The organism is Pseudoxanthomonas sp. (genome assembly GCF_051953815.1).
Classification (GTDB): domain Bacteria; phylum Pseudomonadota; class Gammaproteobacteria; order Xanthomonadales; family Xanthomonadaceae; genus Pseudoxanthomonas_A.
In genome coordinates, this window is sequence record NZ_JBQCIJ010000034.1 from 51,245 (window position 1) to 67,351 (window position 16,107).

Consider the following 16,107-nt stretch of genomic DNA (forward strand, 5'->3'; position numbering starts at 1 on the left):
CCCGCGGCGGCCCGATCCGGTCCAGGCACGCGGCGAGATGATGGAACACAGCACGCCCGCGCGTCCGTCCGGCCGCACCATGTTAGCGCTAACGAATGTTCGGGGCGACCTGTCGTGGCGGTTCATGCTGTTGTGGCTGGTGCTGCTGGCCGGCGCGGCCCGCGCCGAAGACGGCCATGCCCTGTGGATGCGTTACGTCCCGGTGGATCCGCCACGCGCGGAGGAATACCGCGCGCGCTTCCGCGAATTGATCGCGCCTGACGCGACGCCGACCCAGCGCGCCGCGCGCGCGGAACTGCTGGAGGGACTGGAGGGCCTGCTGGGCCAATCGCCGCGCCCGCATGCCGGCGCACCCGGCGAAGGCGCGCTGTTGCTGGGCACGCCCGATTCGTCGCCCTGGCTGGTTCCGCTGCGGAAGGAAATCGACGGCCTGGGAGCGGAAGGCTATCTCATCCGGCGGACGTGGGTCGGCGCGAAACAGGTCACCGTGATCGCCGCCCGCAATGACATCGGCGTGCTGTACGGGGTGTTCCACCTGCTGCGGCTGTTGCAGACCGCCGCTCCGATCGGCGACCTGGAGATCCGCGAGACGCCGCGCGTCAAGCTGCGGGTGCTCAATCACTGGGACGATCTGGACGGGCATGTCGAACGCGGCTACGCGGGCGCGTCGCTATGGGACTGGCACAAACTGCCGGACTGGCGGGATCCGCGCTACACCGACTACGCCCGGGCGAATGCTTCGCTGGGCATCAATGGCACGGTGCTCAACAACGTCAATGCCGACGCCCTGAGCCTGACGCCGATGTACCTGCGCAAGGCGGCGGCGCTGGCCGATGTCTTCCGTCCGTATGGCATCCGGGTATACCTGAGCGCGCGATTCAGCGCACCGATGGAGATCGGAGGACTGGATACGGCCGACCCGCTGGATCCGCGCGTGCGGCGCTGGTGGCGTGACAAGGCGGATGAGATCTACCGCCTGATTCCCGATTTCGGCGGCTTCCTGGTGAAGGCCAACTCCGAGGGCCAGCCCGGCCCGCAGGACTACGGCCGCTCGCATGCCGACGGCGCCAACCTGCTGGCCGACGCGCTGGCGGATCACGGCGGCGTGGTGATGTGGCGCGCCTTCGTCTACTCGCACGCCGTGCCGGCGGATCGCGCCACGCAGGCCTACGCCGAGTTCATCCGCCTGGACGGCGGGTTTCGCCGCAACGTGCTGCTGCAGGTGAAGAACGGCCCCATCGACTTCCAGCCGCGGGAACCGTTCCATCCGCTGTTCGGCGCGATGCCGGAGACGCCGCTGATGATGGAGTTCCAGATCACCAAGGAGTATCTGGGCTTCGCCACGCATCTGGTCTACCTCGGAACCCTCTACGAGGAGACGCTGCGCGCCGACACGCACATGCGCGGCCCCGGCTCCACCGTGGCCAGGGTCGTGGACGGATCCCTGCACGGCGCGGCGCTGACCGGCATGGCGGGCGTGGCCAACGTGGGGACCGACCGCAACTGGACGGGCTCCCATTTCGACCAGGCCAACTGGTACGCGTTCGGCAGGCTGGCCTGGAATCCCCACCAGTCCGCGCGCGACATCGCCCGCGATTGGGTCGCGATGACGTTCTCGCCCGATCCGGAGGTGGTGCGTCCGGTGGTGGACATGATGATGGCCTCGCGGGAGGCGGCGGTGGATTACATGACGCCGCTGGGACTGCACCATCTGATGGCGCGCGGCCACCACTATGGCCCGGGGCCGTGGGTGGACGGCGGCCCGCGCGCGGAATGGACATCGGTCTATTACCACCGCGCCGATCGCGATGGCATCGGGTTTGATCGCGGCGTCCACGGCAGCAACGCGGTGGCCCAGTACGCGGCGCCGGTGGCGCGCGAGTTCGGCGATGTTCGACGCGTTCCGGAGCGCTACCTGCTGTGGTTCCACCATGTGCGCTGGGACCATCGCATGCGTTCCGGGCGCACGCTGTGGAGCGAGCTGGTGCACCGCTACTCGGACGGTGTCGCCCGGGTGGGCGCCATGCGCGGCACCTGGGAAGGCCTGCGCGGCAAGGTGGATGAGGCACGCCACCGCGAGGTAGGTGCGTTCCTGCGCATCCAGCAGCAGGAAGCGCAATGGTGGCGCGACGCCAGCGTCGCCTATTTCCAGTCCCTCAACGGCCTGCCGCTGCCCGCCGGCGAAGCGCCGCCATCGCGGCCCCTGGAGTACTACCAGGCCCTGCAGTTTCCCTACGCGCCAGGAGACGGGCGATGAGTCGGTGGTCCGCGTTCGCCATCCGCCTGGCCTGTGCCGCACTGGCATGCCTGTTGTTGCATGGCGCGCATGCGCATGCGCACGACGCGCCGCCCGCGGAATTGCTGCACGCGCTGTTCCAGGATCACGCCGTGCTCCAGCGCGATGCGCCCCTGCGACTCTGGGGCCGGGCGTCGCCGGGGCAGCGGGTCGAGGTTTCCTTCGCCGGCGCGGCATCGACCACGCGGGCGGGCGCCGATGGCGCGTGGGAAACCATCCTGCCCGCGCGTGTGGCCGGTGGGCCCCACGTGCTGGTCGTCAAGGCGGGCGAGGCGGTGCGGACCGTGCGCGATCTGTGGATCGGTGATGTCTGGCTGTGCGCCGGGCAGTCGAACATGGAACTGCCGGTATGGCGCTCGCTGGATGCGGCCAGCGAGATCGCCTCCGCGACGGACGCGGGCATCCGTCTGTTCACGGTGCCGCGGGCGGGCGCCATCGCGCCGCAGCCGCGTTTTCGCGAGTCGCCGCGCTGGCAGGCGGCCTCGCCGGAATCGGTCAGGGATTTCTCGGCGGCGTGTTTCTATTTCGCCCGCGAACTGCGCAAGACGATCGACGTGCCGATGGGCCTGATCCAGGCGGCCTGGGGCGGTTCCCGGATCGAAGCGTGGACCTCCGTGGAAGCATTGCGCGCGGACGGGCAGGCGGACGAAGACCTGCAGGTGCTGTCCCTGTACGCCACCGATGTGCCGGCCGCCCTCGCTAAGTGGGGCGCGCGCTGGCAACGCTGGTGGACGGCGCGCGAAGAGACGATGGCGAACGACGCGCCCTGGCGCGCCGACGCGTCCGCCGATCCGGCGTGGCGGAAAGCGCCGGATGCATTGGGCGCCTGGGAGCGCTGGGGCGTGCCCGGACTGGCCGCCTACGACGGCATGATGTGGTACCGCACGCAGGTGGAGCTGACCGCCGCGCAGGCCGCGCGCGGCGCGGTCCTGGAACTGGGACCGGCCGACGAGACCGACATGACCTGGGTTAACGGCGTCGCGGTCGGCAGCAGCGACGGCGCCGGTGAGCCACGCGCCTACGGATTGCCGCCCGGTGTGCTGCGGGAAGGCGCCAACAGCGTTGTGGTCAACGTATTGGATACCTACCGTGACGGGGGACTCGCCGGCCCGCTGGCGGCGCATGCGCTGCGCTTCGACGATGGAACCCGCGTGATCCTGGACCAGGGCTGGCGCTACCGGCCCGCGCCGGGTGCGGACGCGCCGCCGCGTGCGCCCTGGCAGGCGGCGGCGGGCATGTCCACGCTGTACAACGGCATGATCGCGCCGCTGGGCCATTACGGCCTGCGCGGCATGCTGTGGTACCAGGGCGAGTCCAACACGGGAGACGGTCCCCGCTACGCGGCGCAGCTGCGGATGCTGCGCGCTTCCTGGCGCGCGCAACTGGGCGAAGGCGTGCCGATGCTGGTGGTGCAACTGGCGGGCTACGGCATGCCGCCTTCGGCGCCCCGCGAGAGCGGCTGGGCCGAGGTTCGCGAGGCGCAGCGGCGGGTCGTCGCGGAGGATCCGCGTTCGGGCCTGGCGATCGCCGTCGACATCGGCGATGCCTACGACATCCATCCGCCGAACAAGCAGGAACTGGCCCGGCGGCTGGCGCGCGCCGCGCGCCATGTGATCTACGGGGAGCGCGCGCTGGCGCCTTCGGGACCGGTGCCGCGCGGCGCACGGCGCACGCCCGATGCCGTGGTGGTGACATTCGACGGCGTGACGGAAGCGCTGTCGGCGACGGGCGCCAACGGCCCGATCGGATTCGAGCTGTGCGGCCGCGCCGCCGGGAGCTGCCGCTACGCGGAGGCGGCCATCGACGGCGATCGCGTGGTGCTTGCCGCGCCGCGCGCCGGCGACGTGGACCGCGTGCGCTACTGCTGGGCCGATGGCCCGATCTGCACCTTGCGCGATGCCGCCGGCTTGCCCGCCGGACCTTTCGAACTTTCGTTGAACGCAACCGGGACGCCCTGATGGCCACGCCTTCCTGCAATCCAATCCATGCATGCGCATCCGACATCCAGACTCCGCCAACGCGTGGCATGCGGCCGCGCCGGACAGGCACACGCGCGGGGATGCGCGCACTGCTCGCATGCGGCCTGGTCCTGCTGCTGGCCACCGCGCAGGCCCAGGTATCGCAGCCTGGATCGGCACGGGAACCCGCGGCGGCGCCGGTGTTCTTCGACTGGTTCGAATACACCGGTCGCGACGCCGCGTTCGAAGCGCCGCTGCCGGACGGGCACTACCGCAATCCGGTGCTGGCCGGTTTCCACGCCGACCCCAGCATCGTCAGCGCGCGCGGCAGGTTCTATCTGGTCAACTCCAGCTTCACCTTCTATCCCGGCATCCCGGTGTTCGAGAGCGCCGATCTGGTGCACTGGACGCAGATCGGCAATGTCATCGACCGGCCCACGCAGCTGGATTTCGACGGCTTGAGCGTTTCGCGCGGCATTTTCGCGCCCACCATCGAGTACCACGACGGCGTGTTCTACGTGGTCACCACCGCCACCGACAGCGGCGGCAACTTCATCGCCACGGCGCGCGATCCGGCCGGGCCCTGGTCCGATCCGCACTGGCTGCCCACCATCGGCGGCATCGATCCGTCGCTGTTCTTCGATCCGGACGGCAAGGTCTATCTGCTCAACAACGACGAACCCGTGGGCGCGCCACGCTACGACGGCCATCGCGCGATCTGGATGCAGGAACTGGATCTGGAGCGGCTGCAGCCGGTCGGGCCGCGCAAGGTCCTGATCGATGGCGGCGTCGAACCGGAAAAGAATCCGATCTGGATCGAGGGACCGCACCTGTACAAGCGCGATGGCTGGTACTACCTGTCCGACGCCGAAGGCGGGACCGGGCCGCAGCATTCGCAGGTGGTGCTGCGCAGCCGGAATGTCTGGGGACCGTATGCGCCGTACCCGGGCAATCCCATCCTGACCCAGCGCGATCTGCCCGTGGATCGGCCGCTGCCGATCACCAACGCCGGCCACGCCGATCTGGTCGAAGGTCCGGACGGATCCTGGTGGGCCGTGTTCCTGGCCAGCCGCAACTACCAGCGGCGCCACTACAACACCGGCCGCGAAACCTATCTGCTGCCGGTGCAATGGCGCGACGGCTGGCCGGTGATCCTGCCGGCCGGGCAGGTCATTCCCTACGTCGTGCGGGCGCCCGCGTGGATGCGCGACACCGCCACGCAGGCGCCGTCCACCGGCAACTTCGTCCACCGCGACGAGTTCGACGGCACCGCGCTCGCACGCGACTGGCTGCGTGTCCGCGTACCCCGGCGGGACTGGGCGGATCTGGCGGCGCGGCCCGGCGCGCTGGCCATCCATCCCTTGGCCGAAGGCCTGGACACGCTGCGCAATCCGGCGTTTCTCGGTCGCCGCCAGCAACACCTGCGGTTCGACGCCAGCACCGCGATGTCGCGTCCCGGCCCCGGGATCGCCGCCGGGCTGGCGGCGTTCCAGAGCGAGACGCACTGGTACTTCCTCGGTGTCCGCCCATCGGCGACCGGCCGGTTGCAGGTGTTCCTGGAAGGGCGCTGGGGTGCGGGCGCGGCGCGCACGCTCGCCACCCGCGACGTCGATGCCGGCGACACGCTGCGGCTGAAGATCGACGGCGACGAGGGCGCCTACGGATTCGCGTTCGACACCGGCGACGGCCGCGGCTGGCAATCGCTGGCGCGCGGCATCGACGGCACCGTGCTGAGCACTGATCGGGCCGGCGGTTTCGTCGGCACGCTGCTCGGCCCCTTCGCGCGCGACGAACGAACCCATTGAGCGGGAGAGACCGATGACGACTCCACATCCGGAACATCGCGTGGTTCCGCGCGCGGCAACCGGCCTGCGCGCGCTGGCGGCGTGCGCGCTCGCATTGCTGACCGCGCCCGCGCTGGCCGCCGGGCCGGAGCCCTGGCTGGACACCGGCCGCACTTTCGAGGCACGCGCCGCGGCGCTGGTTGCGCGCATGACGCTGGAGGAAAAGGCCGCGCAGATGCAGAACGCCGCGCCCGCCATCGAGCGCCTGGGCGTACCCGCCTACGACTGGTGGAACGAGGGCCTGCACGGGGTCGCGCGCGCCGGCCAGGCCACGGTGTTTCCCCAGGCCATCGGCCTGGCCGCCACCTTCGACGTGCCGCTGATGGGCGAGGTGGCCACCGCCATCAGCGACGAGGCGCGCGCCAAGCACCACCAGTTCGTGCGCGAAGGCGCGCACGGCCGCTACCAGGGGCTGACCTTCTGGTCGCCGAACATCAACATCTTCCGCGATCCGCGCTGGGGCCGCGGCCAGGAAACCTACGGCGAGGATCCCTACCTGACCGCGCGCATGGGCGTGGCGTTCGTGCGCGGCCTGCAAGGCGACGATCCCGTCCATCGCAAGCTCGACGCCACCGCCAAGCACTTCGCGGTGCACAGCGGTCCGGAAGCCGACCGCCACCATTTCGACGCGCGCCCGGACCGGCGCGATCTGTACGACACCTACCTGCCGGCCTTCGAAGCGCTGGTGAAGGAGGGCCACGTCGACGCGGTGATGGGCGCATACAACCGCGTGTATGGCGAATCGGCCAGCGCCAGCCGGTTCCTGCTGCGGGACGTGCTGCGGCGCGACTGGGGTTTCACCGGCTACGTGGTGTCCGACTGCTGGGCCATCGTCGATATCTGGAAAAACCACAGGATCGTCGGCACCCGCGAGGAAGCGGCGGCGTTGGCGGTCAGGAACGGCACCGAACTGGAATGCGGCGAGGAATACGCCACGCTGCCGGCCGCGGTGCGCCAGGGCCTGATCAGCGAGGCGGACATCGACGACGCGGTGACCCGCCTGTTCGCGGCGCGGATGCGGCTGGGCATGTTCGATCCGCCTTCGCGCGTGCGCTGGGCGCGCATCCCGTACAGCGTCAACCAGGCGCCTGCCCACGATGCGCTGGCGCTGAAGGCCGCGCGCGAGTCGCTGGTGCTGCTGAAGAACGACGGCATCCTGCCGCTGCCGCGCACGCTCAAGCGCATCGCGGTGATCGGTCCGACCGCCGACGACACCATGGCGCTGCTGGGCAACTACTTCGGCACGCCGGCCGCGCCGGTGACCCTGTTGCAGGGCATCCGCAAGGCCGCGCCGGGCATCGAGGTGAGCTATGCGCGCGGCGTCGATCTGGTCGAGGGACGCGACGATCCGGCGGCCACGCCGCTGATCGAAGCCACCTATCTGCGGCCGTCGCCGGATTCGGCCGAACGCGGCCTGCACGGCGAATATTTCCGCAGTCGCGATCTGTCCGGCGCCCCGGCGCTGGTGCGCACCGACGCGCAGATCGGATTCCGCTGGGATCGCGGCTCGCCCACCGACAACCTGCTCGCGCGCGGCGAGGCCGCGCCGGGGCAGGGGATTCCCAACGACGGCTTCAGCATCCGCTGGAGCGGCCAGCTGTTGCCGCCGGTATCGGGCAGGTACCGCATCGAGGCGGCGGCCGACGATGGCTTCCGCCTGTACCTGGACGGCAAGCGGGTGCTGGATCACTGGACCGCCACCGATCGCCTGCGCAGCGACGGCGTGGATCTGGATCTGGAAGCCGGCCGCGCCTACGACCTGCGGCTGGAATACTACGATGGCGAACGCGACGCGGCGGTCCGGCTGGCCTGGCGCAAGCCGGGTGCCAAGCCGCCGTTCGAGGAGGCGCTGGACGCGGCGCGGAACGCGGACGTGGTGATTTTCGCCGGCGGGCTGACCGGCGACGTCGAAGGGGAGGAGATGACCGTCAACTATCCGGGTTTCGCCGGCGGCGATCGCACCGACCTGCGCCTGCCCGCGCCTCAGCGCGAACTGCTGGAAGCGCTGCACGCCACCGGCAAGCCGGTCGTGCTGGTGCTCACCGGGGGATCGGCGCTGGCGGTGGACTGGGCCGACGCGCATCTGCCGGCCATCCTGATGAGCTGGTATCCCGGGCAGCGTGGCGGCTCGGCCGTGGCCGAAGCCTTGTTCGGCGACGTGAGTCCGGCCGGTCGCCTGCCGGTCACCTTCTACCGCGCGGACGAGGTCCTGCCGGCGTTCGACGACTACGCGATGGAAGGCAGGACCTACCGCTATTTCCGCGGCACGCCCCTGTATCCGTTCGGGCACGGGCTTTCGTACACGCGCTTCGACTATGCGCGCCTTCGCGTGGACAGGCGCGCCGTGACCGCGGACGCCCGGCTGCGGGTCAAGGTGCGGGTGAAGAACACCGGCGAGCGCGCCGGCGACGAGGTCGTGCAATTGTATGTGCGCCCGGCCGACGCCCGTCCTGGCGATGCGGTGCAGGATCTGCGCGGCTTCCAGCGCGTGCACCTGCGGCCGGGCGAGCGGCGAACGCTGGAGTTCGAACTGGTGCCGCGCAGCGCCCTGCGCCGCTATGACGAAACCCGCCAGGCCTACACCGTCCCGCCGGGCCGCTACGAGGTGAGGGTGGGCGGTTCCAGCGCCGATGCGCGCGCCATCGCGCAGTTCGAAGTGAAGGCCGCCGATGACTGATTCCATCATGGGACCGGCATCGCCGGAAGCGCATGGCACCGATGCCAGGGGGAAAGCACGCATGTCCAGCAACGAGCAACCGCTGTCGATCCGGGAGAAGCTGGGCTACAGCCTGGGCGATCTGGCGGCCAACCTGATCTTCCAGACGCTCATCACCTACCTGGCGTTCTTCTACACGGATGTCTACCGGCTGCCGGCCGCGACCGCGGCCACCATCATCTTCGTGGTGGGGCTGCTGGGCGCCTTCGTGTTCACGCCGTTGATCGGCATCGCGGCCGACCGCACCCGCACCCGCTGGGGCAAGTTCAGGCCGTGGATCCTGTGGACGGCAGTGCCGTTCGGCGTGTTGTCGCTGCTGGCCTTCAGCACGCCGGAGCTGGGCGAGCGGGGCAAGGTCGTCTACGCGCTGGGCACCTATTCCCTGCTGGTGCTGGTGTACGCGGCCAACAACCTGCCGTACTCGGCGCTCAGCGGCGTGCTCACCGGCAGCATGGCCCAGCGCAACAGCCTGTCCTCGTACCGGTTCGTGGCGGTGATGATCGCCCAGTTCATCATCCAGGTGCTGCTGCTGCCGCTGGTGCTGATCCTGGGCGACGGCGACCGCGTCCGCGGCTTCGAGAGCGTGATGACGGTGTTCGCCGTCGTCGGCACGGTGTTCTTCCTGATCACCTTCCTCACCACGCGCGAGCGCATCGTCCCCACCCGCGAGCAATCGGCGGGCGTGCTGCAGGACCTGGCCGATCTGGCGCGCAACCGGCCGTGGCAGGTGATGCTGGCGCTGACGATCCTGGTGTTCACCAACCTGGCGCTGAAGGGCGGCACCTACATCTACTATTTCCAGTACTACATGAGCGAGGCCGCGCTTGCCGGCTTCCTGCGCGACTCCGGCTTCAACGGCCTGATCGCCGGCTTGAACGCCACCTTGACCGGCGCCGGCCTGGCCGGCTTCCAATGGCCCCAGGATCCGGCCACCTCGACCTTCAGCCTGTTCAACGGCGGCGGCATCGTCTGCATGATCCTGGGCATCGGGGTGTCGCGGCGCCTGGCCGACCGGTTCGGCAAGCGCGATGTCTTCGGCGTCGCGCTGCTGGTCTCGACGGTGTTCCTGCTGGCCTTCTATCTGTTTCCACCCACCGCGGTGGGATGGGTGTTCCTCGCCTTCATGCTGCACGGCTTCTGCTACGGCATCACGATTCCGTTGCTGTGGGCGATGATCGCGGACGTGGCCGACTATTCCGAATGGAAGAACCATCGCCGCGCCACCGCCATCATCTTCTCCGCCATGCTGTGCGGCCTGAAGATCGGCCTCAGCACCGGCGGCGCGCTGGTCGCCGGCATCCTGGCCCACTATGGCTACCAGGCCGGGGCGCAGGCGCAGCCCGCCGCCGTCGTGGACGGCATCCGCCTGACGGTCAGCGTCTACTGCTCGATTCCCTTCCTGATCGCGGTGGCGCTGCTTTTCATCTACGAAATCGACAAGCGGATGGAGGCGCGCATCGAGCGCGAACTCGGCCAGCGCCGCCATTCCGCCGCCCCCCCGCAAGCCGGGATTTCCGCGCCATGAACGACACCCCGACCCACGCAGAACCGACAATCCCGGCCACCGAACTGGAACGCCTGACCGCCCGCGCGATTTCCGCGCCGCTGATCACCGGCTTCTATACCGCCGACCCGTCCGCGCACGTGTTCGACGGGCGCCTGTACCTCTATCCGTCCCACGACATCGATGGCGACGCGGCCTTCGACGACGACGGCGGGCATTTCGTCATGGAGGACTACCACGTGCTGCGGATGGATTCGCCCGAGGGTCCGGCGATCGACTGCGGCGTCGCCCTGCATGTGCGCGACGTGCCCTGGGCGGACCGGCAGATGTGGGCGCCGGACGCCGCCTGCCGGGAAGGGCGCTACTACCTGTACTTCCCGGCCAAGCAGGCCGATGGCCTGTTCCGCATCGGCGTGGCGGTCTCCGACCACCCCGAAGGTCCGTTCATCGCCGAACCCGAGCCCATCGCGGGCGCCTATTCGATCGACCCGGCGGTGTTCAACGACGACGACGGCGAGCACTACCTCTACTTCGGCGGCATCTGGGGCGGGCAACTGCAGAAGTACCGCGACAACCGCCACGATCCGGCCAACGAGGAACCCGTCGGCGATGCACCCGCGCTCGGCCCGCGCGTGGCCCGGCTCGACGCCGGCATGACGACGCTGGCCGAACCCGCGCGCGAAATCGTCCTGCTGGACGAACACGGCCAGCCCCTGCGCGCGGACGATCACGCGCGGCGGTTTTTCGAAGGCGCCTGGATGCACAAGTACGGCGGCCGGTATTACTTCTCCTACTCCACTGGCAACACCCACCTGCTCTGCTATGCGGTGGGCGACAGTCCCTATGGACCCTTCATCTACCAGGGCGTGATCCTGACTCCGGTGGTCGGCTGGACCACCCACCACTCCATCTGCGCCTTCGCCGACAAGTGGTACCTGTTCTATCACGACGCGCTGCTGTCCGGCGGCGTCACCCATCTGCGCACCGTCAAGTGCACCGAGCTGCACCACGATGCGCATGGCCGCATCCGCACGATTCATCCCTATGGCGAGTGAGATCGAGCGCTCGCCCCGCGACGACGCCTCCGCCCCGATGCCGCCGGGCGGGACGATCCGTTTGCGCCGGGGCGCGATTGAAGTCGAACTGGCGCCCGCCGCCGGCGGCCGCATCGCGCAGATCCGGGTCGATGGCGTGGACTGGCTGATCGGCCCCGACGAGGGCTGGCCGCAAACCATCGGCTGGGGCTGCTACCCGATGGTGCCCTGGGCCGGCCGCGTGCGCCGAGGACACTTTCGGTTCGGCGGGCGCGGCTACCAGCTTCCCGCCAACTTCAGCGGGCACGCGATCCACGGCGTCGGCTTCTCCCGTCCCTGGCGAATCGACGCCAGTGGCGACCACGCCGCGGTCCTGTCGCTGCCGCTCCCACGGGACGACTACTGGCCCTTCGGCGGCCTGGCGCGGCAGGCGATGACCCTGCATGACCACGGCCTGCGGCTGGATCTGTCCGTGCAGGCCGGCGAGCAAGCGATGCCGGCCGTCCTCGGCTGGCACCCCTGGTTCCGCAAACCCGACCGCTTCATCTTCCATCCCGACAGGATGTATCCGCGCGACCAGGACGGCATCGCCACCCTGCCCACGATCCCACCCCGGCCAGGTCCGTGGGACGACGGCTTCATCGCCGAAGGCGCCGTGCTGGAACGCGGAGCGCAGCGGCTCCGGATCACCTCCGACTGCAACCATTGGGTCATCTACGACGCCGCGGCGCACGCCACCTGCGTGGAACCGCAGACCGGTCCGCCGGATGGATTCAATCTCGAACCCCGGACCGTCGAGGCCGGCCAGACGCTGGCGATGTGGACCGAGTTCCGGTGGTTATGAAGCGGTGCCGGTAATCAACGGACGGGGTGCTGGCGTTGTTTGTCTTCGGAAAGTCCGAATCAATCCATCTTCGGAACAGTAGAGGATCCGGACGATGGTCATTCGTCATGCAGGTATTCCGGCAGGGGCATGAGCTCCACAAGTCCTTCCCCATCCGGATCGGAAACCCGTCTGAAACAATGCGGACGCGGGCCACGGCGTTCGCGAACGGAATCGACCTCCGCCCCGGGGCTTCACGGGATGTTCGGAACGAACGCGTCTGGCCGGCGACTGTGTCCGGAACCGGAAAAACCATATCCAGTTCGTCATCCTCGAACTGCGCGCGGATGGCGGTCCGGCTCCCGGCTGTCGATTCGTGCGCCATGAAATCGACGGGTGATCCGCCGCACCACGCCGAAATGCCGTTGGCGCGGCGGGTTCTTCGCAAGGGATGCGGCGGCCCTGTCGCGCCGCCCCGGAACCGCAGTGACTCCGGCTACTTCTGGAAGGGGCCTGCCTTGACGGGCTCGCCCTTCCGGCCGCAGGTCGGCGGATTCGTCATGCCGAAGGACAACAGGTTTCCGCCATTGATCACGCAGGTGAACGCCGTGCCGTCCTTCGCCTTCAGGTTGGCGTAGGTATTGGTGCCTTCGGTCGTGCGACTGACCAGTGTCAGTTCGGAAGGGTCATAGCCCAGCACTCCCGCCGATTGAGCGATGACTCTTTCGTCGGTGAGGGTGTTGGTCTTGGCGGCGATCGTCGAGCAGCCCGCCGCCGTCAAGGCGACCGATGCAGCGATGGCCAAACGCAATGAGGTATTCAAGCTTGTGCTCCTTGTTCGGGAATCAGGGAAGTGAAGCAACGGAAACCATCGACGCCCGGGCACGCCGATGTTCAATTGAAGCGGCAATCCTTCAGCGCGAGCCGATCCGGCGCTCCGGGCAGATAGTCGTGGACGGTTCCGGTCATCGTGGCCCAATCCTTCTCATTGAGCTTCATCGCCCGCGCCGCATGCTCCGGCGCGACATCGCAGGTGACCACCGGCCAGACGATCGAATTGCGCTGATCACGGGTTTGTCCCAGCAACCAGCCGCCATCGCCCTGGTATACGGAGAACCAGATCTGCAAGCCGGCGCCGGTCTCGATCGGGGCGCTTACCTGACCATCGACCGTGTAGCGGCGCCCGCGGTAGCGCGCGGCCAGGATCTCCGGAGGCGTCCTTCGCCGGGCCTTGCCAAGTTCTTCGCCCAGCGCGACCGCGGTGATCGCCACCACCTGCCCGCGGTCGGACGCCTTGCGCGCCTGCGCCGCGAGCGCTTCGCCGGCGGCGCCCGGCTTGATGCGTGCAACCATTCCACACATACCGCTGCGGATGTCTTCCGCACGTGCCGTCGCGCCACGGTTCAACCGGGTATTGACCGCCACCTCGGTGGCGGTTCCGACACTTCGCGCAGACCAGTGGATCAGGAACGGTCGCACCCCCTTGGACTGCTCGATGGACAAGGTGCCCGCGCCAAGGTCCTCGTTCAAGACCCTGAATCCATCGGCGGCGGCGATGGCCTGAAGTTGCCCCAGCGCGCTCGCGGGGGTGGTGTCCGCCAATCGCGCCGAGGTCGCGTATTCGGCGCCGTTGCGCGGGTCGCCTTCGGTCCGGAAGTTGACGTCGCATTCTCCGGCGACCGCGAGCACCGGTGCCGAAATGAGCACGAGGATCGCGCCGGACGAACGGAAAACCGCATTCATGGGGAGCTCCATCAGGGACACCCAACTCTTGATCATGCCGGTCGCATGGTCACGCGGCCTGCGGCGAAGCGTGTGTGGCATGCGCCAGGCCGGTTGGCCGGAAAGCGCGGATTTGAACAGGGCGGATCCGCTAGGGTTGTACATTGCGCGACCAGACGACCGCGGCGATCTTCCAGCCCGCCTCCGTCTTGACCAGGAGCCAGTACTCCCGGCCTTCATTGCGGACCTCGCCGTCGCGAAGGAACCGGAAATCGAACGCGACGGATGCGGCGGTTCCATCCGTGTCGATGTGCAGGTTGTCGAAGGTCTCTTCGATATCGGCGGCCGAGCGCGCGATGCCCGCGATGAAGGTCGCCGGTGTTCTCCGGGGCTCGATGGCGGCCTTTTGTGCGCCGGGCGCATTGGCCTGGGAACGCCTGTGCTGCTCGTCGGAAAGCGCCTGTTGCCAGGTCACGCGGTCGTGAAGGAAAAGGCCCAGGAACCGTGATTCATCCTTCTCGATGATGGATGTCCTGAAGGACTCGACGACCGCCAGGATTTCCTGTTTTCCCGTATTGGCATCGCCGGCACGCGCGCTGGATGAAAGCAGCAGGACGGCGAGCGCAAGTAGATATCGATACATGAACGGTAACTCCTGTCCGAAAGAAGCCATGCCCGGCGTCACGGGATCGTCAGATCAAGCGCCTTGCCTGGGCTGAGCTGGACGGACCATTGGTTGGGATGGGTCGCGCGCAGGTCGTAGAGCCCAAATGGAGTGATCAATGCCGCACGCGAGAGGCCCCCGTCGGAGGAGAGCGATACCACCTTGAGGGCCTGTTCCGGCCACACATACGCGTCGTGGAAGTGGTCGCGCAGGGCGCCGGACGCCTCGATCGTTCCGACGCAGCGCCCCTGTTCCAGATGGAAGATTGCGCTTCCTTCCACCTTGGTGCGCTCCCACGTGCCTGCATAACGCCGCCCGACCGGGCAAGCCGCGGGAACGAGCCCCGAAGGCGCGGGCCGGAAAGGGGCGGCGAGGAGTTCGGCGGTGCTGTCCATCGTGGCGATCCAGCTTGCATTGGAAAGCACGGCGGACGCGACGCCATGGTCGGGCCACAGCATGAGCATGCTGCGGGCGCCGGTGGTCGTGCCGGCGTGATGGGCGATCCGCGCGCCATCGCGATCGGAGCCGACACGCCATCCGAAAGCGACATCGTAATTGGCGGCGTGTACCGGCGCTCCATTGGCGAAGCGGGTCGGTTGCAGCATCCAGGACCAGGTGTCGCGACGGATGGCCTGATGCGCGAGGATGCGTCCTGCGAAGGAAACCAACGCCTCGGGCGTGGCCGCCAGGCCTCCGCCCAGCAACGTGTAGCTCATATCGCTTCGCGCGACGCGCGAAGCGACGCCATGTTCTATGTCGTACAGCGCGGACGCCCGGCCGGCCGGATCGTCGGAGTCCGCGGCAATGGCGAGTCCCCCGGTCAGCGTGTCCGCGAGGTAGTCGATCGTATGCCGTCCCGACTTGGCCTCTATGACGGCGCCCAGCAGCGTGTATCCCCAGGACGAATAGCGGTATGCGGTGCCCGGCTTCGCCACGAGCGGACGGTGCGAGAAGATACCGGACGCCTCGCGCGAGTTGGGATAATGAACGTGCCCGAGGGTGTCCAGTTCGTGCTCGGAATAATGCGGCGTGCCGGAGATGTGCGCCGCCAGCTGCCGCGTCGTCATGCTCGACCATGGCGCCCGCAGCCACGGGAGCGTTTCCCCGATGGGCGCATCGATGTCGAGTTGGCCGTCCTGCGCCAATCGTCCCGCGGCGGTCGCGCCGATGAGCTTGGAAACGCTCGCCAGCCGGAAACGGGTATCGCGCTCGACCGGCTCGCGGGATTCGAGATCGCGCCAGCCCGTGCAGCCGACCCACGCGACCTGTCCGTCGTGCCACACTGACGCTCCCATCCCGGGAACGCCATTGATTGTTGCCAGCGTATCGAGGATTTTTTGGGCAGTGGTCGATGCGGCATCCTGACTTTCCCTGCCGCACGTGTCCGCGGCGGCCGCCTGCGCGCTCACGCCGCAGAGCAGCAGGGCAGCGACGGACAAGGCCGATCGGAACGCGTGGAAGTTGAATGTTCGACTGATCAAGGCGTGAGCTCCTGTCCTGGGGAGATCACCCTATCGTCCGTACCTGACGCAGTCCCGCTCCACGC

11 protein-coding genes are annotated in these 16,107 nt (G+C 68.6%); 7 read left to right on the top strand and 4 right to left on the bottom strand.

The window, feature by feature from the left end; all coding sequences use genetic code 11:
- Positions 1 to 79 precede the first annotated feature (79 nt).
- From ACTHN1_RS08970 to ACTHN1_RS09000, 7 genes are all read left to right on the top strand, one after another.
- Entirely contained in the window at positions 80 to 2,257 is a 2,178-nt protein-coding gene (locus ACTHN1_RS08970) for an alpha-glucuronidase family glycosyl hydrolase (protein WP_440470606.1), read from the top strand.
- Positions 2,254 to 4,254, top strand: a complete 2,001-nt coding sequence (locus ACTHN1_RS08975; protein ID WP_440470607.1) for a sialate O-acetylesterase — start codon at positions 2,254 to 2,256, stop codon at positions 4,252 to 4,254. Before ACTHN1_RS08970 ends, ACTHN1_RS08975 begins: the two co-directional genes overlap by 4 nt.
- A 101-nt stretch (positions 4,255 to 4,355) precedes the next feature.
- Complete coding sequence (locus tag ACTHN1_RS08980) at positions 4,356 to 6,059, top strand: glycoside hydrolase family 43 protein (protein WP_440470608.1); 1,704 nt, start codon at positions 4,356 to 4,358, stop codon at positions 6,057 to 6,059.
- Between the two features lie 13 nt (positions 6,060 to 6,072).
- Positions 6,073 to 8,775: a glycoside hydrolase family 3 C-terminal domain-containing protein gene (locus tag ACTHN1_RS08985; protein WP_440470609.1), complete on the top strand. Its 2,703-nt coding sequence runs from the start codon at positions 6,073 to 6,075 to the stop codon at positions 8,773 to 8,775.
- Positions 8,776 to 8,836: 61 nt separating this feature from the next.
- Entirely contained in the window at positions 8,837 to 10,339 is a 1,503-nt protein-coding gene (locus ACTHN1_RS08990) for an MFS transporter (RefSeq protein WP_440470610.1), read from the top strand.
- Positions 10,336 to 11,373: a glycoside hydrolase family 43 protein gene (locus ACTHN1_RS08995; RefSeq protein WP_440470611.1), complete on the top strand. Its 1,038-nt coding sequence runs from the start codon at positions 10,336 to 10,338 to the stop codon at positions 11,371 to 11,373. Before ACTHN1_RS08990 ends, ACTHN1_RS08995 begins: the two co-directional genes overlap by 4 nt.
- On the top strand, positions 11,363 to 12,196 hold the full coding sequence (locus ACTHN1_RS09000) for an aldose epimerase family protein (RefSeq protein ID WP_440470612.1): 834 nt from the start codon (positions 11,363 to 11,365) through the stop codon (positions 12,194 to 12,196). Before ACTHN1_RS08995 ends, ACTHN1_RS09000 begins: the two co-directional genes overlap by 11 nt.
- Positions 12,197 to 12,671: 475 nt before the next feature.
- Here ACTHN1_RS09000 and ACTHN1_RS09005 read toward each other — a convergent pair whose 3' ends face one another.
- The 4 genes from ACTHN1_RS09005 to ACTHN1_RS09020 all read right to left on the bottom strand — a co-directional run bounded on the left by ACTHN1_RS09005 (position 12,672) and on the right by ACTHN1_RS09020 (position 16,042).
- Positions 12,672 to 12,998, bottom strand: a complete 327-nt coding sequence (locus ACTHN1_RS09005) for a hypothetical protein (RefSeq protein ID WP_440470613.1) — start codon at positions 12,996 to 12,998, stop codon at positions 12,672 to 12,674.
- Positions 12,999 to 13,069: 71 nt separating this feature from the next.
- On the bottom strand, positions 13,070 to 13,918 hold the full coding sequence (locus ACTHN1_RS09010; RefSeq protein ID WP_440470614.1) for a hypothetical protein: 849 nt from the start codon (positions 13,916 to 13,918) through the stop codon (positions 13,070 to 13,072).
- Between the two features lie 130 nt (positions 13,919 to 14,048).
- Complete coding sequence (locus tag ACTHN1_RS09015) at positions 14,049 to 14,570, bottom strand: nuclear transport factor 2 family protein (RefSeq protein ID WP_440470615.1); 522 nt, start codon at positions 14,568 to 14,570, stop codon at positions 14,049 to 14,051.
- A gap of 8 nt (positions 14,571 to 14,578) precedes the next feature.
- Positions 14,579 to 16,042, bottom strand: coding sequence for a serine hydrolase domain-containing protein (locus ACTHN1_RS09020; protein ID WP_440470616.1), 1,464 nt, complete (start codon positions 16,040 to 16,042; stop codon positions 14,579 to 14,581).
- Positions 16,043 to 16,107: the final 65 nt, after the last annotated feature.